Below are 23,854 nucleotides of genomic sequence, written 5' to 3'. Positions count from 1 at the left end.
TATTAAACCCAAATGGAGAAATTGTTCTGGAGCTACAAGGATGAGAAAATACTCATATCCATATTTGTTTTTTGTTACCGTCTCATCTCTCGGCGCAATTTTTCTCTTTTATTGGTGGAAGGTAACGATATACAGAGTGACATTTCTCTACCCGCTCACATCCAAATACCTCATGCTTATTTCTCTGGCAGTGTCATTGTTAATTACCTTATTTTTGGTAGGTAATGGGATAATGAAAAAAAGTCCCTTCCAAACCTATCTGAAATTATTTGGTGGCATCAGCATTGCCATGGTGCTGTTTTCAGTGATCATGGTTATGGCGATAACCTGGTTCATTCCGGGTGTCCCCTCGTCCTATACCGCCACATACGTCTATGCTACAGGAAGTTCTAAAAGCTGTTCGGGGGCTGATGTTGACGATCCGGATCTCGGGACTAACATCAGAATTTGCTATCCCGAAGGGAACTACGAATATAACAACACCATCTACGTTGAGAAACGAAGTAACCTTTTAGGTGCGGTCGTGACATACGCCAGAACAACCCCATCCCGATTTTGATTAACTTACAGCGTAGAAAGCAATGCGTGATCCAGCGAAAGGTCATTCCGCGCCCGTAGGAGCCATAAGAATGCAGAAAAGAGATATACAGTGTACTCTGCGTGGACAAGCACGCCGGATGGTGATCGGAGAACCTTTCTGAACCCACGCATCGGCGGATACCGCTGTGCCCACTTTTTTCCCTGAGGGACACGTGCACTCGCTAACTTATTGAGCGTTCGGTGATTTTTTATGAAGAAACTGTTTGTGCAGTTTTACCTCCTGCTGTTTGTCTGCTTTTTGGTGATGACCCTGTTGGTCGGTCTGGTATACAAATTCACCGCAGAACGCGCAGGCAGACAGTCGCTCGACGATTTGATGAAAAGCTCGTTGTACCTGATGCGCAGTGAACTACGTGAAATCCCGCCACGCGACTGGGGTAAGACGCTGAAGGAGATGGATTTAAACCTCTCATTTGACCTGCGCGTTGAACCGCTGAATAAATACACACTGGATGCCCCAACCATGCAGCGTTTGCGCGAAGGCGATATTGTGGCACTTGACGATCAATATACCTTTATTCAACGCATTCCTCGCAGCCATTACGTGCTGGCTGTCGGCCCGGTTCCCTACCTCTACTTTCTTCATCAAATGCGCTTGCTGGACATCGCGCTGATGGCGTTTATTGCTATCTCACTGGCCTTCCCGGTACTGATCTGGATGCGCCCGCACTGGCAGGAAATGCTCAGACTCGAATCCGCCGCACAACGTTTTGGTGAAGGTCATCTGAGTGAACGCCTTCATTTTGACAGCGGTTCCAGCTTTGAGCGCCTGGGCGTAGCGTTTAACCAAATGGCCGACAATATCAATGCGCTGATCGCCAGTAAAAAACAGCTCATCGATGGTATTGCCCATGAGCTTCGTACCCCGCTGGTACGTTTACGTTACCGGCTGGAAATGAGTGATAACCTCACCGAGCAGGAATCTCAGGCTCTGAATCGTGATATTGGCCAACTGGAAGCGTTGATCGAAGAGTTACTGACCTACGCCCGCCTGGATCGCCCGCAAAATGAACTGAAGCTCAGTGTACCGGACTTGCCTGCTTGGTTAACCACCCATCTGGAGGATGTGCAAAGCGTGAATCCTGACCGTGAGGTGCACTTACGTCATCTCGAAACTGGCGACTACGGCGCGTTGGATATGCGCCTGATGGAGCGGGTCCTGGATAATTTGCTGAACAATGCCCTGCGCTATTGCCAGTCTACAGTGCAAGCCAGTCTGCTGCTGAACGGCAATCAAGCCACGCTGGTAGTGGAAGACGACGGCCCCGGCATTGCACCAGACGCTCGCGAACAGATTTTTGAACCGTTTGTACGCCTTGATCCCAGCCGTGATCGGGCGACCGGGGGTTGTGGGCTTGGGTTAGCCATCGTCCACTCAATAGCGTTGGCTATGGGAGGGACGGTCGTCTGTGATAAAAGTGAACTTGGCGGCGCCCGGTTTACTTTCCGTTGGCCCGTCTGGCATAACATTCCTGAAATTTCGGCTGCCTGACCTATTCTGCTCGGTGGCCAGGCGGTGGATGTTGTGTTATAAAAAAGTATGTTGTAACTAAAATGGTAAATCTATGGCCCGTTACGATCTCGTTGACCGCCTGAACGGCACCTTTCGCCAGATGGAACAAGAACTGGCGCTTCTGAACGAAAACCTGTTGCAGCAGACGCTGCTTATTGCCCGCGTATTCTCGTTACCGGAAGTGGTCAAAGAGGCAGAGCATGCCCCTCTGCAAAACATTGATGTTAAGCAGCATTTAGGTAAAGAGGCTGAAGCGCTGGCACTGCGTCATTACCGTCACCTGTTTATTCAGCAGCAGTCCGAAAACCGCAGCAGCAAAGCGGCCGTCCGCCTACCGGGTGTATTGTGCTACCAGGTTGATAATGCGGGGAAATGTGCTCTGGAAGAACAAGTCCAGCGTATAAACCAGTTGAAAACCACCTTCGAGCGCATTGTTACAGTAGAATCAGGGCTGGCGCCGGCAGCACGTTTCGAATGGGTGCATCGCCACCTGCCGGGGCTGATTACACTGAACGCCTATCGCACGCTCACCGTTGTCAGAGATCCTGCCACCCTGCGATTCGGCTGGGCTAACAAGCACATTATTAAAAACCTGAAACGCGATGAAGTACTGCAGCAACTGGAAAAAAGCCTGACCTCACCGCGCAGCGTACATCCCTGGACACGTGAAGAATGGCAGGCGAAGCTTGAACGCGAATATCAGGATATCGCCGCCTTACCGCAGCAGGCCCGCCTGAAAATTAAAAGGCCGGTAAAAGTGCAGCCTATTGCCCGAGTCTGGTACAAAGGAGAGCAAAAACAGGTGCAATATGCCTGCCCGACGCCACTAATTGCACTGCTTAATAACGACAACGGTATGACCGTACCGGATATCGGCGAGTTACTGAATTACGATGCCGATAACGTTCAGCATCGCTTTAAACCTCAGGCGCAGCCGTTGAGATTGATTATTCCCCGGCTGCACCTGTACGTTGCGGATTAACTGCCTGGCCGCATGCTGCCAACCATCAGCTCCGGACGTACCCAGCTGTCGAACTCCGCTTCGGTTAGATATCCCAGCGCCAGAGCGGAGGCTTTTAGCGTCAGCCCTTCTTTATGCGCTTTTTTGGCAATTTCAGCCGCTTTATCGTAACCGATATGGGTGTTGAGCGCGGTCACCAGCATCAGCGACTCATTGAGCAGTTGATCTATTCGTTCACGGTTGGGCTCGATTCCCGTCGCGCAATGTTCATTGAAGCTTTCCATACCGTCCGCCAGCAGGCGTACCGACTGCAGGAAGTTGTGGATGACCATCGGTCGATAGACGTTGAGCTCAAAGTTACCTGACGCCCCGCCCATATTAATGGCGACATCGTTACCCATCACCTGGCAGCAAAGCATAGTCAGCGCTTCACACTGGGTAGGATTGACTTTACCCGGCATGATCGAGCTGCCCGGTTCATTTTCCGGAATTGAAATTTCGCCAATCCCACAGCGCGGGCCAGATGCCAGCCAGCGTACATCGTTGGCGATTTTCATCAGCGACGCTGCCAGCCCTTTTAGCGCTCCGTGGGCATGAACCAGGGCATCGCAGGTGGCCAGCGCTTCAAATTTATTCGGAGCGGTAACGAACGGCGCGCAGGTAATGACCCGCAGTTCATCCGCGACCCGGCGGGCGTATTCGGGATGAGTGTTCAGTCCGGTACCTACCGCGGTTCCCCCCAACGCCAGTTCTGCCACATGCGGTAAACTGTTTTCAATGTGTCTGAGGTTATGATCAAGCATTGCTACCCAGCCGGAAATCTCCTGGCCAAGCGTAAGTGGAGTTGCATCTTGCAGATGTGTACGACCAATTTTAACGATATCGGCGAAAGCGTGGGACTTATCACTGAGCGTTTTAGTCAACACATTTAATTTTGGGATCAAAGATTTACGCAGCGCCAGCAATGCGGCAACGTGCATTGCGGTCGGGAAGACATCGTTCGAGCTTTGGCTTTTATTGACATCATCGTTGGGGTGTACTTTTCGCTCCATCCCCCGCACGCCGCCCAGCAATTCGCTGGCCCGGTTTGCCAGCACCTCGTTCATGTTCATATTGCTTTGCGTGCCTGAGCCGGTTTGCCAGATGGCCAGTGGAAACTCATCGCGGTGTTTATCTGCCAACACCTCATCTGCAGCCTGCATAATAGCCCTGGCTTTATCCTCCGCCAGCAGCCCCAGATCCTGGTTAACCTTTGCCGCGGCGCGTTTCGTCAGCGCCAGCGCATGGATCAGCGAGACCGGCATTTTCTCCGTAGAGATACGAAAATGCTCCAGCGAACGTTGGGTTTGCGCGCCCCAAAGCTTATCGGCAGGAACATCAATCGCCCCCATTGAATCATTCTCGCGGCGTACCGTTACCATTACCTGCTCCTTACATTAACAGTTGATTAGGTTATGTTTCGACATTGCCCATTTGCATTGGTCTTATGAGTATTAACGAGGATAAAACTGTCGTTTGGTGGTTCGTGCGGTAAAAAAAACCGCCCCGAAGGGCGGCTGACGTTACTTAACGCAGCGTGCGCACTGCGACGTCTGAATTTGCTTGAAGAAATCGTTGCCTTTGTCATCTACCAGGATAAATGCCGGGAAATCTTCTACTTCAATTTTCCAGATGGCTTCCATCCCGAGTTCCGGGTATTCCACGCACTCCAGGCTCTTGATACTGCCCTGAGCCAGCACCGCGGCGGGGCCGCCAATACTGCCCAAATAGAAGCCGCCATGTTTATGGCAAGCATCGGTCACCTGCTGGCTGCGATTGCCTTTCGCCAGCATAATCATGCTCCCACCAGCGGCCTGAAGCTGGTCAACATACGAGTCCATACGTCCGGCAGTGGTTGGACCCAGCGAACCAGAGGCATAACCTTCCGGCGTTTTTGCCGGACCTGCGTAATAGATCGGGTGATCTTTAACATACTGCGGCAAACTTTCACCGTTATCCAGACGTTCTTTCAGTTTCGCATGCGCAATATCACGGCCAACGATAATTGTACCGTTGAGCGACAGACGCGTGGAAACCGGATACTGGGAAAGCTGAGCCAGAATCTCTTTCATCGGACGATTGAGGTCAACGCGTACCGCTTCGCCCTCTCCCGCCTGGCGCAGCTCTTCCGGTATAAATTTGCCAGGATTATGTTCCAGTTTTTCGATCCAGATACCTTCACGGTTGATCTTGGCTTTAATATTTCGATCGGCTGAGCAAGAAACACCCATACCAACCGGACACGACGCGCCGTGACGCGGCAGGCGGATCACGCGGATATCATGCGCGAAGTATTTCCCACCAAACTGCGCGCCAAGCCCCAAATTCTGCGCCTCAATCAGCAGCTCTTTTTCCAGCTCTACATCGCGGAATGCCTGACCATGTTCGTTACCTTCTGTCGGCAGTTCGTCGTAGTATTTTGCAGAAGCCAGTTTGACCGTTTTCAGCGTGGCTTCTGCCGATGTTCCACCGATTACGAACGCGATATGATACGGCGGACAAGCCGCAGTGCCCAACGTACGCATTTTCTCAACCAGGTAATTTTTTAATTTGCCCGGCGTTAGCAGCGCTTTGGTTTCCTGGTACAGATAGGTTTTGTTCGCCGAACCACCACCTTTGGCAATACACAGGAATTTGTATTCATCGCCGTCGACGGTATACAAATCGATTTGTGCTGGCAGGTTGGTACCGGTGTTCACCTCTTTATACATATTCAGCGCTGCGTTTTGTGAATAGCGCAGGTTGTCCTCGATGTAGGTGTTATAGACGCCTCGTGCCAGCGCCTCCTCATCCCCCCCACCGGTCCAGACACGCTGACCTTTTTTACCCACGATAATCGCAGTTCCGGTGTCCTGACAGGTCGGCAAAATGCCTTTTGCCGCGATGTCAGAGTTACGCAGGAATTGCAGGGCCACATATTTGTCGTTTTCGCTGGCCTCCGGGTCGCGCAGAATATCAGCTACCTGCTGTTGATGTGCGGGACGAAGCATAAACGACGCATCATGAAAGGCCTGACGAGCCAGCAGGGTTAAGGCTTGCGGTGCAACTTTAACAATCTCTTGCCCTTCAAATTCGGCAACAGAGACATAGTCGCTGGTCAGCAGATAGTATTCGGTATCATCCTTTTTGAGGGGGAAAGGATGCTGATAATGAAAGGGTTTGTTTGACATTGTGCTCTCACTTACTGCTCGGTCTGGTTATTCTCTGGGCAGATGTTCCATTGCCCTGCTTCCCTGCCGCAGATCCGGTTGTAGAAGGAAGAGCTTTCTGCAACCGGAATTACTCAGGGTATTAAAAGCGAGTCACCATATCCTACACATTTTTTTAACAAAAACTGAGACAAGTACGACTTTTTACATGTGCAGGTTACTTCCCTCAGGGTTTCTTGGTTTAATAGCCGTAGAAAATTCAACATTGAAACAGGGCTTGATAATGCAAAAACTCATCAACTCAGTGCAGAACTACGCCTGGGGAAGTAAAACGGCGTTAACGGAACTCTATGGCATTGCCAACCCCACTCAGCAACCGATGGCTGAGTTGTGGATGGGCGCGCATCCGAAAAGCAGTTCGCAGGTTCTGGGCGCTGACGGTCAGACGGTTGCTCTGCGCGACGTTATCGAGCACGATAAATCCGCACTGCTAGGCGAAGCCGTAGCGCAACGTTTTGGTGAACTGCCCTTCCTGTTTAAAGTACTCTGCGCTGCTCAACCGCTTTCGATTCAGGTTCATCCTAACAAACACAATTCTGAAATTGGATTTGCCAAAGAAAACGCCGCGGGGATCCCGATGGATGCCGCCGAGCGCAACTACAAAGATCCTAACCACAAACCAGAACTGGTATTTGCTTTGACGCCTTTCCTGGCGATGAACGCATTCCGCGAGTTCTCTGACATTGTTTCATTGTTACAACCCGTTTCCGCCGCACATCCGGCTATTGCACATTTCCTGGAAGAACCGAGTGCGGAACGTCTGAGCTATCTTTTCGCCAGCTTGTTGAATATGCAGGATGAGGAGAAATCCCATGCGTTAGCGATCCTGAAATCGGCGCTGAACAGCCAGCAGGGTGAACCCTGGCAAACCATCCGTCTGATCGCTGACGTCTACCCGAACGACAGTGGGCTTTTCTCCCCGCTGCTGCTCAATGTGGTGAAACTCAATCCAGGCGAGGCTATGTTCTTATTTGCCGAAACCCCGCACGCTTACCTGCAAGGTGTGGCGCTTGAGGTGATGGCTAACTCGGACAACGTGCTGCGCGCCGGACTGACGCCAAAATATATTGATATCCCGGAACTGGTCGCCAACGTGAAGTTTGTCGCCAAGCCAGCAAACCAGTTACTGACCACGCCGGTTGAATCTGATGGCGAACTGGACTTCCCGATCCCGGTTGACGATTTTGCGTTCTCCCTGCATGAGCTTACTACCAGTGGCGCAGATATCAGCCAGCAAAGTGCGGCCATTTTGTTCTGCATCGAGGGTGAAGCCGTGCTGAGCAAAGGCGAGCAACGTCTGGTTCTGCGACCGGGTGAATCGGCCTTTATTGGCGCGAATGAATCGCCGGTTAACATCAGTGGCGCAGGTCGTTTAGCCCGGGTTTATAACAAGCTATAGCAAGATACTGATATTTTTAACAACTCTTGCTAAGCTGTAGTGAGTTAAAGACATGTCACTCCTCCAGGCGTCTTCAAACGCCTGGTTTTATTTTATGGATATCGAAATGAAAAAATCGCTGGTAGCTGCGGGTGTGGTGGTTGCGCTGGGTATCGTCTGGACGGGCGGCGCCTGGTACACAGGTAAGAAACTTGAAACGCATCTCGCCGAGATGGTGACACAGGCAAACGATCAGTTAAAACGTTTCTCCCCTGAGGCGGGCATTGAACTGAATTATCAAAACTACCAGCGCGGGGTGTTCAATAGCCAACTGCAATTGGTGGTGAAACCAATCGCCGGGCAGGCAGATTCCTGGCTAAAACCGGGGCAAAGTATCGTCCTGAATGAAACCGTCGATCACGGTCCATTCCCGCTGGCGCAACTGAAATCACTGAATCTGGTCCCGGCTATGGCCTCCGTGAAAACGACACTGGTCAATAACGACGTTACCAAACCGCTGTTTGATATTGCCAAAGGTGAGTCGCCATTTGTCATTAACTCCCGTATCAGCTACAGCGGCGATACCCGTTCCGATCTCTCCCTCAAACCACTGAACTATGAGAAAGGCGACGAAAAAGTAGCCTTCAGCGGCGGGGAATTCCAGTTTACAGCAGACAAAGAAGGTAATGCTGTCTCGCTGACAGGCAATGCGCAAAGCGGTGTGGTCAATGCGGTCAACGAGTATGACCAGAAAGTACAAATGACTTTCAATAACCTGAAAACTGAGGGTTCCAGCAGTATTGCCAGCTTTGGTGAGCGCATCGGCGACCAGAAATTGTCACTCGATAAACTGTCGATTTCCGTCGAAGGTAAAGAGTTGGCGGTTCTGGAAGGCATGGGTATTGATGGTAAATCCGATCTGATCAACGACGGTAAAACTGTCAACAGCCAGTTGGATTACACGCTGAACAGTCTGAAATTGCAGGGTCAGGATATGGGTAGCGGTAAACTGACGCTGAAAGTTGGCCAGATTGACGGTGAAGCACTACACCAGTTCAGTCAGCAATATAGTGCCCAAACCAAGGCACTGATGGCGCAGATTGATGTGGTACAAAATCCTGAGCTTTATCAGCAAAAAGTCACTGAAGCCTTCTTCAATGCGCTGCCGATTCTGATGAAAGGCGAGCCGGCTATCACCATTGCCCCGCTGAGCTGGAAAAATGCAAAAGGTGAAACCGCATTTAATCTGTCACTGCTGCTAAAAGATCCGACAGCAAATACTGAGGAACCACAAACGCTGGCTCAGGAAGTGGATCGTTCGGTCAAATCACTGGATGCTAAGCTGACGATTCCGGTTGATATGGCGACTGAGTTCATGACGCAGATTGCCAAAATTGAAGGCTATCAGCAGGAGCAAGCGGCCGATCTGGCGAAGCAACAGGTGAATGGCCTGGCGGCAATGGGTCAGATGTTCCGTATTACAACGATGCAGGACAACGTCATCGGCTCCAGCCTGCAATATGCAAACGGCCAGGTTACGTTAAACGGACAAAAAATGTCGCTGGATGAGTTTGTTGGTATGTTCGGTATGCCTTCTCTCGGCGAGCCGGATGTCCCGGCTATTCCGCAACAGTAAATACGCGTGACAACAGGCCCGATAACCGTGTGTTTATCGGGCCTTTTTTATTTTGCCACCACCAGCCGGGCGGAAAGCGTTAAGTTACGTGAATGACCATCATCGTGCCCAATGCGCTGTAGCATGCGCTCAGCAAGGGTATAACCCATTTCACGCGCGGGCGTGCAGGCCCAAATAATGGGGATATCGTCCAGTGCATTTTCCGCTACATCGGCAAACCCGGCTAACGAGATCTGCTGTTCGAAGTAGCGATCTACGCCAATTTCACCACTCTGACGCCCTGCTCTCATCAGGCCAAACCAGGCGCCAACTGCTATGGTTTCGTTGTAGCACACCACTGCGCTGATCGTTGGGTTACGACGTAACAGCGCAGTCACCTCCTCTGCGGCCTGCTTTTGGCTGGATGAGCACTCCAGCACCCAGTCGCTATGAAACGGTAAACCATACTTTAGCAATGTCGTACAATAGCCGCCGACACGCTCTGCACGGGTCAATGAAGAACTCTGCCCCCCCAACCACGCGATGCGCTGATGCCCATGGCGTATCAGATGTTCAACCAGCAATTGCGCTGCCTGCATGTTGTCAGGCCTGACGGTGTCAACGTCATCCAGGTAGCTGGCCCGAGACGCAAACACTACCGGAATCCCCTTATCGGCGGCCAGTTGTTGAAGGTCGTCGCTACTGCCGGCAGCCCCGGCGATCACCACACCATCAACCCCTTGATTAAGCAGCATAGCGAAACGCTGCGCCAGCTGTTCGCCATCTCTGCCACCATGTAATAAAAAAACCATGCGCCCCTGCGCTTCTAATGCTTCCGTCAGACCCGCTGTCAACTCGGCGTAAAACGGGGTGGAAAGGTCGCGCACGATCAAACCAATTACCCCGCTCTGGCCGCCACGCAGCGCTGATGCCTGGCGATTACGCACAAACCCCAGTTGCTCAATAGCGGCATTCACCCGTTCGCCGGTCGCGGATGAAATACGGCCTTTTCCACTGAGCACCAATGAGACGGTACTAACCGAAACGCCCGCGGCCAGCGCAACATCATGGATGGTTATTTTTTTGGCTATAGCCATAAAAACGGAAAACTCCCTGATAACGTGACGGATAAAACGTTTTATCAATCACTTATATTTATACGCCCTATTATCGTTCGATAATGTGATTTATACCGCACTAAAATTAGGTAAAACGTTTTATCTTCTCGCCATCATTAGTCAGCTAGCTTTTACGAGGAGTCGTTTGATGACGACGAGAACCACACCAAAAATTACGTTATGGGAATTTTTCCAGCAGTTGGGCAAAACCTTTATGCTGCCCGTGGCTCTGCTCTCATTCTGCGGGATCATGTTAGGGATCGGCAGCTCGTTAAGTAGTCATGATGTCTTAACGCTGATTCCGGCATTGGGTAATCCGGTACTGCAGGCTATTTTTACCTGGATGAGCAAAGTAGGCTCATTTGCGTTTAGCTTCTTACCGGTGATGTTCTGTATTGCCATACCTCTCGGCCTGGCCCGCGAGAACAAAGGCGTAGCGGCATTTGCCGGTTTTGTTGGTTATGCGGTGATGAACCTTGCCGTCAACTTCTGGTTAACCGCGAAAGGTATCTTGCCTACCACCGATGCCGCGATCCTGAAGGCCAACAACGTGCAGAATATCCTGGGGATCCAGTCGATCGACACCGGGATCCTCGGCGCTGTTATTGCCGGGATCATCGTCTGGATGCTGCATGAACGTTTCCACAACATTCGCCTGCCGGATGCACTGGCGTTCTTCGGCGGTACCCGCTTTGTACCAATTATCTCTTCGGTGGTGATGGGACTGGTCGGCCTGGTCATTCCCCTGGTTTGGCCGGTTTTCGCCATGGGCATTAACGGGCTCGGCCACATCATCAACAGCGCGGGCGAATTTGGTCCAATGCTGTTTGGTACCGGTGAACGTCTGCTGCTGCCGTTTGGTCTGCATCATATTCTGGTGGCGCTCATTCGCTTCACCGAAGCTGGCGGCACGCAGGAAGTCTGCGGTCACAGCGTGAGCGGCGCACTGACTATTTTCCAGGCTCAACTGAGCTGCCCGACAACACAAGGTTTCTCTGAAAGCGCAACCCGCTTCCTGTCGCAGGGTAAAATGCCGGCGTTCCTCGGGGGTTTGCCGGGGGCAGCGCTCGCTATGTACCACTGTGCTCGCCCTGAAAATCGTCATAAAATTAAAGGGCTGTTAATTTCTGGTCTCATTGCCTGCGTGATCGGCGGTACAACCGAACCACTCGAGTTCTTATTCCTGTTCGTTGCCCCTGTTTTGTATGTAATCCACGCCCTGCTGACCGGTCTTGGTTTCACCGTGATGGCTGTGTTAGGCGTCACCATCGGTAACACGGACGGTAACCTGATTGACTTTGTGGTATTCGGCATTCTGCACGGGCTCTCTACCAAGTGGTATCTGGTCCCTGTCGTGGCTGCAATCTGGTTCGCGGTGTACTACGTGATCTTCCGTTTCGCCATCACACGCTTCAATCTCAAGACCCCGGGTCGGGACGTCGAAATTGCCAGCAATATCGAAAAAGTCATGGCGGGAGCACCGGGTAAATCCGGTTACAACGTCCCTGCCATTCTGGCGGCGCTGGGCGGTGCGGAAAACATTGTCAGCCTTGATAACTGCATTACCCGTCTGCGCTTGTCAGTGAAGGATATGTCGCTTGTGAACGTACAGGCACTGAAGGACAATCGCGCCATTGGCGTAGTGCAACTCAATCAGCATAATCTTCAGGTTGTTATTGGTCCGCAGGTCCAGTCAGTGAAAGACGAGATCGCAGTTCTGATGAACACCGTACAGGCTTAAGGACAACAATATGTTTGGTTTTTCAAAAGTTGTGGACAGGCATGGTACCTGGTGTACCCAGTGGGATTACGTTGCCGACCGTTTTGGTTCAGCCGACCTGCTGCCGTTCACCATCTCCGATATGGATTTTGCCACCGCCCCCTGCATTCTGGAGGCGCTGGCTCAGCGCCTGTCACATGGCGTTTTGGGTTACAGTCGCTGGAAAAATGATGAATTTCTGGCGGCGATTAGCCACTGGTTTCTATCGCGTCATAATACCCAAATCGATCCTCAGTCGCTGGTTTATGGCCCCTCGGTCATCTATATGGTATCGGAGCTGATCCGCCAGTGGTCTTCTGCGGGTGATGCGGTGGTTATTCATACGCCGGCTTACGACGCGTTTTACAAAGCGATTGAAGGTAATCAGCGTCAGGTATGCGCTGTCGGACTTGAAAAACGCGCTGACGGTTGGTTTTGCGACATGGTTGCACTAGAAAAAGCGCTGTCCCGGCCTGAAAGCAAAATTCTCCTGCTTTGCAGCCCGCACAACCCAACCGGTAAGGTATGGACGCGCGATGAACTGGAAACCATGGCGGAACTGTGTCAGCGCCACGGTGTAAAAGTCATTTCTGATGAGATCCATATGGATATGGTATGGGCAGACCAGCCGCACATCCCGTGGAGTAACGTCGCGCGCGACAGTTGGGCGCTGTTCACCTCCGGTTCAAAGAGCTTCAATATTCCGGCATTAACCGGGGCTTACGGGATTATTGAGGATGAGAAGAGTCGCAACGATTACCTCAGTGCGTTAAAGGGTCGGGATGGTCTTTCCTCACCTGCAGTGCTCGCGCTTAGCGCACATATCGCAGCCTACCAACAGGGCGCTAGCTGGCTTGATGCGCTGCGTGATTATCTTGCCAGTAACCTGCATTACATCGCGCACGAGCTGAATGACGCATTCCCCGAACTGAACTGGCAGGTTCCGCAATCCACCTATCTGGCATGGATTGACTTGCGTCCATTCAACCTTGATGACCACGCACTGCAGGAAGCACTCATCCATCAGCAGAAAGTCGCCATCATGCCCGGATACACATACGGAGAAGAAGGACGCGGTTTTGTGCGCCTCAATGCCGGATGTCCACGTTCCAAACTTGAAAAAGGCGTTAAGGGGTTGATTAACGCCATCCGCACAATACGTTAAATAGTCTTGCGCAATGAAGAACTCATTGCGCAACTCCTTATATAAAAAAACAAATCTGTTTTTTATCGTTTTTTTAATACCAATTCCTCCCTGACTTTTCCTGCCAGTCAAAATCAACAGCAATAAAAATCAAAAAGACAAAATACAAAGCTGAGAAGATAGCCGAAATATAGCGCTGTTTTATATACATAAAAATCATGAATACAACACAAATAAACATTCACAGAAAGAATTTAACTTTTTTTTTACTCCTGTCCCTAACGACATCCATTTTCTTTGGTATATCCCTTTTAGTAATCAGCGTTATAGCCTCTCTTTTTACCCGGTTATTGCAACCTTTGCTGGTGTATTGCACATTCAGACTGGGTGCTTTATGACGATGAATTACATGAGTTATCGGCGCAAAAAATATCTTTTACCCCTGGCCTGCGCATTCTATTGCTCGGGTCTTTTTTTATTTCTTGCCCTCTATATTTATTTTTATAAAAACGGCCTCCCCGGTGTTATCTACAACGACATTGCTGTTTTATATTTTATGAGAAATATGTTAATTACGGGGTTGTTTTTTGCTACATATTATCTGTACAGATTCAAGCATAAAAAAGGAAAATGCAGCAAAACAATAATTTATGCAACTTACGTGTGGAGCGTAGTGCACCTGGTAATGGCTACCCTCTATTCCATTCGCGTTACGCCAATCGCCTTTCAGTTAGTTGATACAGATACATTCGAATGGTTGCGCCCCTGGCGTGGGAGTTTTATTTATATCCTGATCATATTGTGGACCAGCATTATGTTGTTAGGGGCAAAATTAACCCGGCTAAAAACACAGTTTTGGGTAAGTATGTCACTGGTTGCCCTGAGCAATCTGTTAAGTGTCATCATTATACTGAAGTACACGCATATAGACTCCGCTGGATGGTATCTAGCCAGAGGCCTGGAGTGCCTTAGCGCAATGGCCGTGATGATCGTGCTCATGTCTGATATTTTCAAGCGCTACAAAGCCTCACGTCAGGCCTATGAATTATCCTATGAAAACTCAGTCCGCGACCCGATGACCCGACTTTTCAACCGTGGCTATTTTTATAACGCACTCAGCAATGAGATTAAAATGACAGCGACCCATAACCCCCTGAGCATTGTCTTTTGCGACATTGATTTCTTTAAGTCGGTCAATGACACCTGGGGACATTTGCAGGGTGACAGAGTGATAATTAAACTGTCAGAAATTATGCAGCGACTGAGTCGGCGTAACGACATCGTGGCGCGTATTGGCGGAGAAGAGTTTGCTATTTTGCTACCTGAAACTAACGCTGATGCAGCATTTAACATCGCAGAGCGAATCAGAAAACACGTAGAACAACAAACTCAGGCCACGACTAAAGGTGATTTTCCACGCATCATCACCATCAGCCTGGGTATCGTAACCTCGGTTGACAACCGTTCAGCCCCCGAACAACTAGCTGATTGCGCAGACCGCGCCCTGTATATGGCAAAAAACCGAGGCCGTAATTGCGTTGTGGCTTATTCTGGCGAAGAAGTTTAATAGCAAAGGAAGAGATCACCACCTGGGCGATCTTTTCCTCATGATCAGTTGGTAATTTTCATGTGCAGCTGGAATGCGTTGGTTTTCCCCTCATCCTTCGCCGCGCCTTTTTGATATATTCTGATGGTATATTTACCGCTGGCAGGCAGCGTATTTTTATAAGTATCACCACTCATCATGCCATCAAAAATGAATTGTTCGCCCGGTGCAATAATACTCATGAAAGGATGAGGCCAGGCGCTTTTCAGAACTGCTTGCATGGTCTGCCCTTTTTTGGCGACAAACGTATAATCTTTTGTTTTATCACCCGTAATTGTCCCCTTGATATCTGCACCACTTGTACCTTTCTTAAACTGGATTACATGCGTTTCATCCGCTTTATACGCCGCATGCGCAGGCGCAGTTGCCAGCAGCAAACTTCCACAGAACATTGTACTGACAATTAGCTTTACACTTTTCACTTTATTAATACCCTCAGTAGTTATTGTGTTTTTATAACATACTTCGCAGCACATTCATAAACTGGAAAGTGTCCATTTTTCGCTATTAGCAATGTTACTCAATAAATATCTGAATAAAATAACACTGACAGGTAGTAATTAAATAAAAACGAGGTAAAAAATCTTAAAAAATGAAATCCTCTTATTACACACATGCTGCAGGAAATGCGTTATTGATTATTTTACGCCCGTCTTACCACCGCAAGGCATAAGCATCGTGATACGGTCTCAAGGATCAGGGAGTCGGAACACTACTCTGTTGGTGCGCTAACAGCATGGTCAACAATTTGGCGATACTTGCTTCCCCATAACCCCGAACTCTGCACTGCTTTTTTTAAAGTTTTTAGAGGAACATTTTTCTGTTGTATAATGGCCTGCACTTTACCTAAATACACGAGTGCGACCATGATTGATACTTCCCTCCCCCTGACCGACGTCCATCGCCACCTTGATGGTAACATCCGTGCACAAACGATCCTTGATCTGGGTCGTCAGTTCAACTTAACGCTTCCGGCACAAACGTTGGAAACGCTGATCCCTCATGTGCAAGTCACATCAACTGAGCCAGATTTAGTGAGCTTTTTATCCAAGCTCGACTGGGGCGTAAAGGTACTGGCCTCGCTGGATGCGTGTCGTCGCGTGGCGTTTGAGAATATTGAGGATGCAGCACGTAACGGTCTGCACTATGTTGAACTGCGTTTTTCCCCTGGCTACATGGCGATGGCGCATCAGCTCCCGGTTGCAGGTGTGGTTGAAGCCGTCATCGCAGGCGTACGCGAGGGTTGCAAGACCTTTGGCGTCGAAGCTCGCTTAATTGGCATTATGAGTCGTACTTTCGGCGAAGCCGCCTGTCTGCAGGAACTGGATGCGCTGTTAGCCCACCGAGACCATATTACGGCACTGGATCTGGCCGGTGACGAACTGGGGTTCCCGGGCAGCCTGTTCCTGTCTCACTTCAACCAGGCACGCGACGCCGGCTGGCGTATTACCGTGCATGCGGGCGAAGCCGCGGGACCAGAAAGCATCTGGCAGGCCATTAAAGAGCTAGGCGCTGAACGTATTGGCCACGGCGTTAAAGCCGTTGAAGATCGTGCGTTGATGGATTACCTCGCCGAGCACCGTATCGGTATCGAATCCTGCCTGACATCAAACATTCAGACCAGCACCGTTGCCTCACTAGCGAACCATCCGCTGAAAACGTTCCTTGAGCATGGCGTTATCGCCAGTTTGAATACGGACGACCCGGCTGTTCAGGGTGTGGATATTATTCACGAGTACACCATTGCCGCACCCGCGGCAGGGTTAACGCGCGAACAGATACGTCAGGCCCAAATCAACGGTCTGGAAATGGCATTCCTGAGTAACGAAGAAAAACGAGCCTTGCGCGAGAAAGTCTCCGCAGCGTAACAGGTAAAGTGCCGGATGGCGCTAACGCTTATCCGGCCTACGTTGGTTTTCATTGTAGGCCGGATACGATGCCAGGAAGGTATCGCCTTGCGCCATTTACCTAATCAGGCAAGGCACAGCGTCGAACGATGTTTCGCAGATTCTATACCCAGCTCAATCAGCTCCATAATTTGGATAGCCTGTCTCGCCGGTACCGGGTTTTCACCGTTGCCGTTTAGCGCATCACGAATGCCAGCATAATACGCCGGATAGTTGCCCGGTACGGTTAGCCAGGTTTCTTCAACCTGCTCTTCGCCTTCTAATCGGGTCAATATGCCATCGCGCATATCATATCCCCAGTCTTCCTGAGGCAGGCGCTCGCCATTTTTCAGACGCTCTTCCTGTGGGTCAAGGCCATACTTCACATAGCTGCCACGCGATCCGTGCACAATATAACGGGCCGATTCTGCAGCAGCAAGCATGGTGCCATGCAGGATCACACGACGCTGCGGATACGTCAGGATGGCATGGAAGTAATCCGTCGCCTGCGCGCCCGGACGCAACTGGGCCAGGTCTACCGTCAGGCTGACGGGCAAACCAAACAGATTAATCGCCTGATCCAAAAGATGCGGTGCTAAATCGTACCAGATACCGCTTCCCGGACCGCCCTGTTCACGCCAACGGTCACGAACCTGTGGGCGGAAACGATCGAAATGGGATTCGAAATACGCTACCTCACCCAAAACACCATCCGCCAGCAGAGCTTTCAGCGTCAGAAAATCACTGTCCCAGCGACGGTTATGGAATACAGACAACACACGCCCCAGGCTACGTGCCAGCGCATCCAACTCACGTGCTTGTGACAGTGTCACGGTAAAGGGCTTATCAACAACCACATGTTTGCCCGCTTCCAACGCTGCTTTCGCTAACGGAAAGTGCGTGTCGTTTGGCGTGGGGATCACAATCAGGTCGATATTTGGATCGTTAAAAAGATGCTTAGGCTCAGCAACAACCGCCACCGTAGGCCAGTCTGCTTTCACTTTTGCTTCATCACTACTGGACACTGCAGCCAGTTCCAGACCCGGCGTGCCCACAATCAGTGGGGCATGGAAGGTTTTGCTGGCATAACCGTAGCCAATTAGCCCAACGCGGATGTTGTCACTCATGTTATTGCCTCTCAATTCAGGACTGACCTATTTCACACCATACCTTGCAACGTCTCAATAGTTTAATAACCTTTGCGCTACAAAGGTTGTTTTTTAACTTAAGTCAAACATATGCCACTTATGCTTAACTTGCAGCGAAAAAGAGGTAGAAAACGTTCCCAATCATCTTGCTGTATTAATGAGAGATTAGTAACATTTGCAGCCTGTGTTTATGGATAAATCAAAGCAAATGTCATCAGTAATGAATCGTCTTATTGAATTAACAGGTTGGATTGTTCTCGCCGTCTCCGTGATCCTGCTGGGTGTTGCCAATCATATTGACAATTACCAGCCACCAGAGCCCGTTGCGGCAGTGCAGAAGAAATAAGCATCAGCAGCCTTTTATTGCCCGGCAATTAACATTGGTAGTTGCAGGGTCTGCCGGTAAAAGATCGCTTTCTGTCAAAAAAAGCGAATTACGCCGCGTCCCGCTCCGCTGCATATTGCCAGCGATCGCTAAGCGCGTTACCCTTGCTCAAGACGCGCATAGCGCCTGATTTTTCACAGGTATGAACACTCTTCTTACATTTGCACGTAAATGCGCTTTTACCTGTGCTCGTTGTTTATTTTTATATTTTCTACTCCGTTGGTATTATTTTATTAATATGGATCTGCATTTATGACCGTTCAGGATTACTTATTAAAATTCCGCAAAATCAGTTCGCTCGAAAGTCTGGAAAAACTGTTCGACCATCTTAACTACACGCTCACCGACGATAACGACATTATCAATATGTACCGGGCCGCAGACCATCGCCGTGCGGAGCTTATCTCCGGAGGTCGTCTGTTTGATGTTGGTCAGGTACCTAAATCAGTCTGGCATTACGTGCAATAAAGAAGAAAGTAGCGCTCAACGTTAAAAGCTTTATAATAATTGCCCCAAAATGAATGGCATGATTGATTGCGCGCGTAAACCTGGAGAAGAGATGACTACAACACCGGCACAACGTATCGGAGGCTGGCTACTTGGGCCACTGGCCTGGCTGTTAGTCGCGTTGTTGAGCGCTTCGCTGGCGTTATTACTTTATGTCACTGCGCTGGCTACACCACAAACCTTCAAAACGCTGGGTGAGCAAAGTACGGCCAATTTGCTGTTATGGGGCGTCTCCTTTATTACCGCGATCGCCATGTGGTATTACACACTGTGGCTGACGATTGCGTTTTTCAAACGCAGAGCCTGTGTGCCTAAGCATTACATTCTGTGGCTGCTGATCTCCGTGTTGCTGGCGATTAAAGCGTTTGCGTTTTCACCCGTCCCAGACGCTTTTGCCGTGCGCCAACTGCTGTTCCCATTACTGGCTGCAGCACTGTTGGTGCCCTACTTTAAACGATCGCAGCGCGTTAAATCGACGTTTGTGAACCCGTAATAACCCTACAGTTAACCTGTTGTCGCCTGTTGAAGATTGTCAGATAATAGGCGGCTTTTTATTTCAGGCCGAAAAATGACTGATTACCTGCTGCTGTTTGTCGGAACTGTACTGGTCAATAACTTTGTACTGGTGAAGTTTCTGGGCCTTTGCCCGTTTATGGGCGTTTCCAAAAAACTGGAAACCGCAATGGGCATGGGCCTTGCCACGACGTTTGTCATGACACTGGCATCCATCTGCGCTTGGCTGATTGATACCTGGATCCTAATTCCGCTCAATCTCATCTATCTGCGCACGCTGGCTTTTATTCTGGTTATCGCCGTCGTCGTGCAGTTTACCGAAATGGTTGTGCGCAAAACCAGCCCTGCGCTGTACCGCCTGCTGGGGATCTTCCTACCGCTGATCACCACTAACTGCGCAGTGTTAGGTGTGGCGCTACTGAACATCAACCTCGGCCATAACTTTTTACAGTCGGCGCTATACGGTTTTTCCGCCGCCGTCGGCTTCTCGCTGGTGATGGTACTGTTCGCCGCGATCCGCGAACGCCTCGCCGTGGCGGACGTCCCAGCGCCGTTTCGCGGCAATGCGATTGCGCTGATTACCGCTGGTTTAATGTCATTGGCCTTTATGGGCTTTAGTGGTTTGGTGAAGTTGTAATGAATGCTATCTGGATTGCCGTTGCCGCAGTGAGTCTACTGGGTCTGGCGTTCGGCGCTATTTTGGGGTACGCCTCACGACGTTTTGCCGTTGAAGATGATCCGGTCGTGGAGAAAATTGATGAAATTCTCCCGCAAAGCCAGTGTGGCCAGTGCGGCTATCCGGGCTGTCATCCTTACGCTGAAGCGATCGGGTCTCAGGGTGAAAAAATTAACCGTTGCGCCCCCGGCGGCGAAGCGGTGATGTTAAAAATTGCCGCCCTGCTGAATGTCGATCCGCAGCCTATTGATGGCGATGAACAAGACGTTACGCCGGTGCGAATGCTGGCGGTCATTGATGAAAACAACTGTATTGGGTGTACTAAGTGTATTCAGGCCTGCCCGGTCGATGCCATCGTGGGCGCGACCCGCGCCATGCACACGGTAATGAGCGATCTCTGCACCGGGTGCAACCTGTGCGTTGACCCGTGCCCGACGCAATGTATTGAATTACGCCCGGTAGCCGAGACACCCGATAGCTGGAAATGGGATTTAAACACCATCCCTGTGCGCATCATTCCCGTGGAACAACATGTTTAAGTTATTCTCTGCATTCAGAAAAAATAAAATCTGGGACTTTGATGGCGGCATTCATCCACCAGAAATGAAAACCCAGTCAAACGGAACGCCGTTGCGACAGGTTCCGCTGGCGCCGCGTTTCGTTATTCCGCTGAAACAACATATTGGTGCGGAGGGTGAACTGTGCGTAAACGTGGGTGACACCGTGCTGCGTGGTCAGCCCTTAACCCGCGGACGAGGCAAAATGCTTCCAGTCCATGCGCCAACATCAGGCACCGTTGTTGCCATTGCCCCGCACTCCACCGCGCATCCTTCGGCACTGGCTGAGTTGAGCGTCATCATAGACGCCGATGGCGAAGATCGCTGGATTGAGCGAGACGGCTGGACCGATTATCGCTCCCACAGCCGGGAAGAGCTGATTGCGCGTATTCATCAGTACGGCGTCGCCGGGCTGGGTGGCGCAGGTTTTCCCACCGGCGTTAAACTGCAGGGCGGCGGAGATAAAATTGAAACGCTGATCATTAACGCCGCCGAATGCGAGCCGTACATTACGGCAGATGACCGCCTGATGCAGGACTGTGCCGCTCAGGTCGTCGAAGGTATCCGCATCCTGGCGCACATTCTTCAGCCACGCGAGATCCTCCTGGGTATCGAAGATAACAAACCGCAGGCAATATCTATGCTGCGCGCGGTGCTGGCTGATTCACACGACATTAGCCTACGCGTGATCCCCACCAAGTACCCGTCCGGCGGGGCCAAGCAGTTAACACAAATCCTGACCGGCAAGCAGGTTCCCCACGGCGGACGCTCCTCTGATATCGGCGTATTGATGCAAAACGTCGGAACCGCCTATGCAATTAAACGTGCAGTAATCGACGGAGAGCCGATCACCGAACGTGTCGTGACGCTAACAGGTGAAGCAGTCAGTCGTCCGGGCAACGTCTGGGCGCGTTTAGGTACGCCGGTTCGTCATCTGCTCAACGATGCGGGCTTCTGCCCTTCCGCCGACCAGATGGTGATTATGGGCGGGCCGCTGATGGGCTTTACGCTGCCGTGGCTGGATGTCCCGGTGGTGAAGATAACCAACTGTCTTCTGGCCCCCTCTGCCAGTGAAATGGGTGAAACGCCAGAAGAGAAAGGCTGCATTCGCTGTAGCGCATGCGCCGATGCCTGTCCGGCCGATCTCCTGCCACAACAGCTTTACTGGTTCAGTAAAGGGCAACAGCACGACAAAGCGACGGCCCACAATATCGCCGACTGTATTGAATGCGGTGCCTGCGCCTGGGTATGCCCAAGCAATATTCCACTGGTACAGTATTTCCGTCAGGAAAAAGCCGAGATTTACGCCATTAGTCAGGAAGAAAAGCGCGCCGCAGAAGCAAAAGCTCGGTTTGAAGCCCGACAGGCGCGCCTTGAACGTGAAAAAGCAGCACGTCTTGAACGCCATAAGAGCGCCGCTGCTCAGCCGGCGGCCAAAGATCATGATGCCATTGCCGCCGCGCTGGCTCGCGTAAAAGAAAAGCAGGCTCAGGCGCTGCAACCGGTGGTCATTCAGGCAGGTAAAAAACCTGACAATAGCGCCGTGATTGCCGCACGCGAGGCGCGTAAGGCGCAAGCTCGTGCTTCCCGTAAGGAAAACCCGCCGCAAAGTGAAGGCAGCAGCACGGGTACAGACCCGCGTAAAGCTGCCGTGGAAGCGGCAATTGCCCGCGCCAAAGCCCGCAAGCTTGAGCAAGAAGCGGTAACAGAAACGGCCGAACCGGTTGATCCGCGTAAGGCTGCCGTGGAAGCGGCAATCGCCCGCGCCAAAGCTCGCAAGCTCGAGCAGCAGGCGGTAACAGAAACAACCGAGCCCGTTGATCCGCGTAAAGCTGCCGTGGAAGCGGCAATCGCTCGCGCCAAAGCCCGCAAACTTAAACAAGAAGCGGTAACAGAAACAGTCGAACCGATTGATCCGCGTAAAGCTGCCGTCGAAGCGGCAATCGCCCGCGCCAAAGCCCGCAAGCTAGAGCAGCAGGCGGTAGCCGAAACAGCCGAGCCGGTTGATCCACGTAAAGCCGCCGTCGAAGCGGCAATCGCCCGCGCCAAAGCCCGCAAGCTAGAGCAGCAGGCGGTAGCCGAAACAGCCGAGCCGGTTGATCCACGTAAAGCCGCCGTCGCGGCCGCCATCGCACGCGCTCAGGCAAAGAAAGCCGCACAGCAGCAGGTTGTAAACGAGGAATAAATGGTATTCAGAATAGCAAGCTCCCCTTATACCCATAACCAGCGCCAGACGTCGCGTATCATGATGCTGGTGTTACTTGCTGCATTGCCGGGGATTGCCGCTCAGCTGTGGTTCTTCGGCTGGGGCACGTTGTTCCAGATCGTTCTCGCTGCCATCAGCGCTATTGCTGCCGAAGCGGGTGTGCTTAAACTGCGTAAACAACCCATTGTGGCAATTTTAAAAGACAACTCTGCGTTACTCACTGGGTTGCTTTTGGCCGTCAGTATTCCGCCCCTCGCGCCATGGTGGATGGTGGTATTAGGCACGGTATTTGCGGTTATCATTGCGAAACAGCTGTATGGCGGGCTCGGGCAGAACCCGTTTAACCCTGCCATGATTGGCTATGTCGTGCTGCTCATCTCATTTCCGGTACAGATGACCAGTTGGTTGCCGCCGCATGAAATTGCGGCCACGGTGCCTGGTTTCTTTGACGCCCTGAACGTTATCTTTAACGGGCATACCGCCAGCGGAGGGGATATGAATTCGCTGCGTATGGGTATTGATGGTATCAGTCAGGCAACACCTCTTGATACCTTTAAGACATCCCTGCATGCCGGACGTACCGTTGAGCAGGTGATGCAATACCCGATCTACAGCGGCATGCTGGCAGGCGCTGGCTGGCAGTGGGTGAACCTTGCCTGGCTGGTTGGTGGTATCGTGCTGTTATGGCAAAAAGCGATTCGCTGGCATATCCCGGTTAGCTTCCTGCTGTCGCTCGCTGTTTGCGCCACTTTAGGTTGGATTTTTTCGCCAGACTCACTGGCATCGCCTCAGTTGCACTTGCTTTCCGGCGCGACGATGTTAGGTGCGTTCTTTATTCTTACCGATCCCGTTACAGCATCAACAACCAACCGTGGTCGTCTGATTTTTGGCGCGCTTGCGGGCCTGTTAGTGTGGTTGATACGCAGTTTTGGTGGTTATCCTGATGGCGTGGCTTTTGCCGTGTTGCTGGCAAATATCACGGTTCCCCTGATTGATTATTACACCCGCCCTCGCGTGTACGGACATCGCTAAGG

At 51.3% G+C, this 23,854-nt stretch carries 21 protein-coding genes; 16 read left to right on the top strand and 5 right to left on the bottom strand.

The window, feature by feature from the left end:
• Positions 1-40: 40 nt before the first annotated feature.
• The 3 genes from OGX86_RS06995 to tus all read left to right on the top strand — a co-directional run bounded on the left by OGX86_RS06995 (position 41) and on the right by tus (position 3,095).
• Positions 41-559: a hypothetical protein gene (locus OGX86_RS06995; RefSeq protein WP_048214250.1), complete on the top strand. Its 519-nt coding sequence runs from the start codon at positions 41-43 to the stop codon at positions 557-559.
• 231 nt (positions 560-790) lie between these two features.
• Positions 791-2,092 (top strand): two-component system sensor histidine kinase RstB, encoded by a 1,302-nt coding sequence (gene rstB, locus OGX86_RS06990; RefSeq protein WP_032943359.1) that lies wholly within the window; start codon positions 791-793, stop codon positions 2,090-2,092.
• Between the two features lie 73 nt (positions 2,093-2,165).
• Positions 2,166-3,095 carry a DNA replication terminus site-binding protein gene (gene tus, locus OGX86_RS06985; protein WP_267447737.1) on the top strand — a complete coding sequence of 310 codons (930 nt, stop codon included), beginning with the start codon at positions 2,166-2,168 and terminating at the stop codon, positions 3,093-3,095.
• Here tus and fumC read toward each other — a convergent pair.
• Entirely contained in the window at positions 3,092-4,495 is a 1,404-nt protein-coding gene (fumC, locus tag OGX86_RS06980) for a class II fumarate hydratase (RefSeq protein WP_136391846.1), read from the bottom strand. The genes tus and fumC overlap by 4 nt on opposite strands.
• 141 nt (positions 4,496-4,636) lie before the next feature.
• Complete coding sequence (gene fumB, locus OGX86_RS06975; protein WP_136391845.1) at positions 4,637-6,283, bottom strand: class I fumarate hydratase; 1,647 nt, start codon at positions 6,281-6,283, stop codon at positions 4,637-4,639.
• Between the two features lie 262 nt (positions 6,284-6,545).
• On the opposite strand from fumB, the gene manA reads away from it, so the two are divergent.
• Positions 6,546-7,721, top strand: a complete 1,176-nt coding sequence (gene manA, locus OGX86_RS06970) for a mannose-6-phosphate isomerase (protein ID WP_136391844.1) — start codon at positions 6,546-6,548, stop codon at positions 7,719-7,721.
• A gap of 106 nt (positions 7,722-7,827) precedes the next feature.
• Positions 7,828-9,336: a YdgA family protein gene (locus OGX86_RS06965; protein ID WP_048227032.1), complete on the top strand. Its 1,509-nt coding sequence runs from the start codon at positions 7,828-7,830 to the stop codon at positions 9,334-9,336.
• Positions 9,337-9,383: 47 nt separating this feature from the next.
• On the opposite strand, the gene OGX86_RS06960 is transcribed toward OGX86_RS06965, so the two are convergent.
• Positions 9,384-10,412 carry a Mal regulon transcriptional regulator MalI gene (locus OGX86_RS06960; RefSeq protein WP_048226587.1) on the bottom strand — a complete coding sequence of 343 codons (1,029 nt, stop codon included), beginning with the start codon at positions 10,410-10,412 and terminating at the stop codon, positions 9,384-9,386.
• 169 nt (positions 10,413-10,581) lie between these two features.
• Here OGX86_RS06960 and malX point away from each other — a divergent pair, with 169 nt between their 5' ends.
• The 3 genes from malX (at position 10,582) to OGX86_RS06945 (ending at position 14,903) form a co-directional block, all read left to right on the top strand.
• A complete protein-coding gene (gene malX, locus OGX86_RS06955; protein WP_048226592.1) occupies positions 10,582-12,174 on the top strand; it encodes a maltose/glucose-specific PTS transporter subunit IIBC in 1,593 nt (530 codons plus the stop codon).
• Between the two features lie 10 nt (positions 12,175-12,184).
• Positions 12,185-13,357 carry a MalY/PatB family protein gene (locus OGX86_RS06950; protein ID WP_136391843.1) on the top strand — a complete coding sequence of 391 codons (1,173 nt, stop codon included), beginning with the start codon at positions 12,185-12,187 and terminating at the stop codon, positions 13,355-13,357.
• 373 nt (positions 13,358-13,730) lie between these two features.
• Positions 13,731-14,903, top strand: a complete 1,173-nt coding sequence (locus tag OGX86_RS06945; RefSeq protein WP_286639640.1) for a GGDEF domain-containing protein — start codon at positions 13,731-13,733, stop codon at positions 14,901-14,903.
• Between the two features lie 44 nt (positions 14,904-14,947).
• Here the strand turns inward: OGX86_RS06945 and OGX86_RS06940 are convergent, their stop codons facing one another.
• On the bottom strand, positions 14,948-15,364 hold the full coding sequence (locus OGX86_RS06940) for a hypothetical protein (RefSeq protein ID WP_048214259.1): 417 nt from the start codon (positions 15,362-15,364) through the stop codon (positions 14,948-14,950).
• Between the two features lie 444 nt (positions 15,365-15,808).
• Between OGX86_RS06940 and add the strand changes: the two genes are divergently transcribed.
• Positions 15,809-16,810, top strand: coding sequence for an adenosine deaminase (gene add / locus OGX86_RS06935; protein WP_048214260.1), 1,002 nt, complete (start codon positions 15,809-15,811; stop codon positions 16,808-16,810).
• Positions 16,811-16,914: 104 nt separating this feature from the next.
• Here add and OGX86_RS06930 read toward each other — a convergent pair whose 3' ends face one another.
• The gene (locus tag OGX86_RS06930) at positions 16,915-17,955 is read right to left on the bottom strand and encodes an oxidoreductase (protein WP_048226595.1); all 1,041 of its coding nucleotides are present in this window, start codon (positions 17,953-17,955) and stop codon (positions 16,915-16,917) included.
• Between the two features lie 241 nt (positions 17,956-18,196).
• Between OGX86_RS06930 and blr the strand changes: the two genes are divergently transcribed.
• The 7 genes from blr (at position 18,197) to rsxD (ending at position 23,852) form a co-directional block, all read left to right on the top strand.
• Positions 18,197-18,322, top strand: coding sequence for a division septum protein Blr (gene blr / locus OGX86_RS06925; protein ID WP_003029134.1), 126 nt, complete (start codon positions 18,197-18,199; stop codon positions 18,320-18,322).
• A 291-nt stretch (positions 18,323-18,613) separates the two neighbouring features.
• Complete coding sequence (gene ydgT / locus OGX86_RS06920; RefSeq protein WP_008784684.1) at positions 18,614-18,829, top strand: transcription modulator YdgT; 216 nt, start codon at positions 18,614-18,616, stop codon at positions 18,827-18,829.
• Positions 18,830-18,920: 91 nt separating this feature from the next.
• A complete protein-coding gene (locus OGX86_RS06915) occupies positions 18,921-19,361 on the top strand; it encodes a DUF2569 domain-containing protein (RefSeq protein ID WP_020996422.1) in 441 nt (146 codons plus the stop codon).
• A 75-nt stretch (positions 19,362-19,436) separates the two neighbouring features.
• Positions 19,437-20,018: an electron transport complex subunit RsxA gene (gene rsxA / locus OGX86_RS06910; protein WP_003029144.1), complete on the top strand. Its 582-nt coding sequence runs from the start codon at positions 19,437-19,439 to the stop codon at positions 20,016-20,018.
• Positions 20,018-20,596, top strand: a complete 579-nt coding sequence (gene rsxB, locus OGX86_RS06905) for an electron transport complex subunit RsxB (protein ID WP_032943340.1) — start codon at positions 20,018-20,020, stop codon at positions 20,594-20,596. The genes rsxA and rsxB overlap by 1 nt, the downstream gene beginning before the upstream one ends.
• A complete protein-coding gene (gene rsxC / locus OGX86_RS06900) occupies positions 20,589-22,799 on the top strand; it encodes an electron transport complex subunit RsxC (protein ID WP_136391842.1) in 2,211 nt (736 codons plus the stop codon). The genes rsxB and rsxC overlap by 8 nt, the downstream gene beginning before the upstream one ends.
• Entirely contained in the window at positions 22,800-23,852 is a 1,053-nt protein-coding gene (gene rsxD, locus OGX86_RS06895) for an electron transport complex subunit RsxD (RefSeq protein ID WP_008784680.1), read from the top strand.
• The last annotated feature ends 2 nt before the right edge of the window (positions 23,853-23,854 follow it).

Source organism: Citrobacter sp. Cpo040 (assembly GCF_030332915.1).
Taxonomy (GTDB): domain Bacteria; phylum Pseudomonadota; class Gammaproteobacteria; order Enterobacterales; family Enterobacteriaceae; genus Citrobacter; species Citrobacter portucalensis.
The sequence above is the reverse complement of the archived record's forward strand: the minus strand, read 5'-3'. Positions and strand labels throughout refer to the sequence as shown.

Excerpts from the sequence above, each read along its gene's own strand:
- tus (WP_267447737.1), top strand. The coding sequence starts at position 2,166 with ATGGCCCGTTACGATCTCGTTGACCGCCTGAACGGCACCTTTCGCCAG.
- ydgT (WP_008784684.1), top strand. The coding sequence starts at position 18,614 with ATGACCGTTCAGGATTACTTATTAAAATTCCGCAAAATCAGTTCGCTC.
- rsxB (WP_032943340.1), top strand. The coding sequence starts at position 20,018 with ATGAATGCTATCTGGATTGCCGTTGCCGCAGTGAGTCTACTGGGTCTG.
- malX (WP_048226592.1), top strand. The coding sequence starts at position 10,582 with ATGACGACGAGAACCACACCAAAAATTACGTTATGGGAATTTTTCCAG.
- rsxA (WP_003029144.1), top strand. The coding sequence starts at position 19,437 with ATGACTGATTACCTGCTGCTGTTTGTCGGAACTGTACTGGTCAATAAC.
- rsxD (WP_008784680.1), top strand. The coding sequence starts at position 22,800 with ATGGTATTCAGAATAGCAAGCTCCCCTTATACCCATAACCAGCGCCAG.
- add (WP_048214260.1), top strand. The coding sequence starts at position 15,809 with ATGATTGATACTTCCCTCCCCCTGACCGACGTCCATCGCCACCTTGAT.
- fumB (WP_136391845.1), bottom strand. The coding sequence starts at position 6,283 with ATGTCAAACAAACCCTTTCATTATCAGCATCCTTTCCCCCTCAAAAAG.
- OGX86_RS06915 (WP_020996422.1), top strand. The coding sequence starts at position 18,921 with ATGACTACAACACCGGCACAACGTATCGGAGGCTGGCTACTTGGGCCA.
- blr (WP_003029134.1), top strand. The coding sequence starts at position 18,197 with ATGAATCGTCTTATTGAATTAACAGGTTGGATTGTTCTCGCCGTCTCC.
- OGX86_RS06965 (WP_048227032.1), top strand. The coding sequence starts at position 7,828 with ATGAAAAAATCGCTGGTAGCTGCGGGTGTGGTGGTTGCGCTGGGTATC.
- manA (WP_136391844.1), top strand. The coding sequence starts at position 6,546 with ATGCAAAAACTCATCAACTCAGTGCAGAACTACGCCTGGGGAAGTAAA.
- rsxC (WP_136391842.1), top strand. The coding sequence starts at position 20,589 with ATGTTTAAGTTATTCTCTGCATTCAGAAAAAATAAAATCTGGGACTTT.
- rstB (WP_032943359.1), top strand. The coding sequence starts at position 791 with ATGAAGAAACTGTTTGTGCAGTTTTACCTCCTGCTGTTTGTCTGCTTT.
- OGX86_RS06995 (WP_048214250.1), top strand. The coding sequence starts at position 41 with ATGAGAAAATACTCATATCCATATTTGTTTTTTGTTACCGTCTCATCT.
- OGX86_RS06950 (WP_136391843.1), top strand. The coding sequence starts at position 12,185 with ATGTTTGGTTTTTCAAAAGTTGTGGACAGGCATGGTACCTGGTGTACC.
- fumC (WP_136391846.1), bottom strand. The coding sequence starts at position 4,495 with ATGGTAACGGTACGCCGCGAGAATGATTCAATGGGGGCGATTGATGTT.
- OGX86_RS06960 (WP_048226587.1), bottom strand. The coding sequence starts at position 10,412 with ATGGCTATAGCCAAAAAAATAACCATCCATGATGTTGCGCTGGCCGCG.
- OGX86_RS06930 (WP_048226595.1), bottom strand. The coding sequence starts at position 17,955 with ATGAGTGACAACATCCGCGTTGGGCTAATTGGCTACGGTTATGCCAGC.
- OGX86_RS06945 (WP_286639640.1), top strand. The coding sequence starts at position 13,731 with ATGACGATGAATTACATGAGTTATCGGCGCAAAAAATATCTTTTACCC.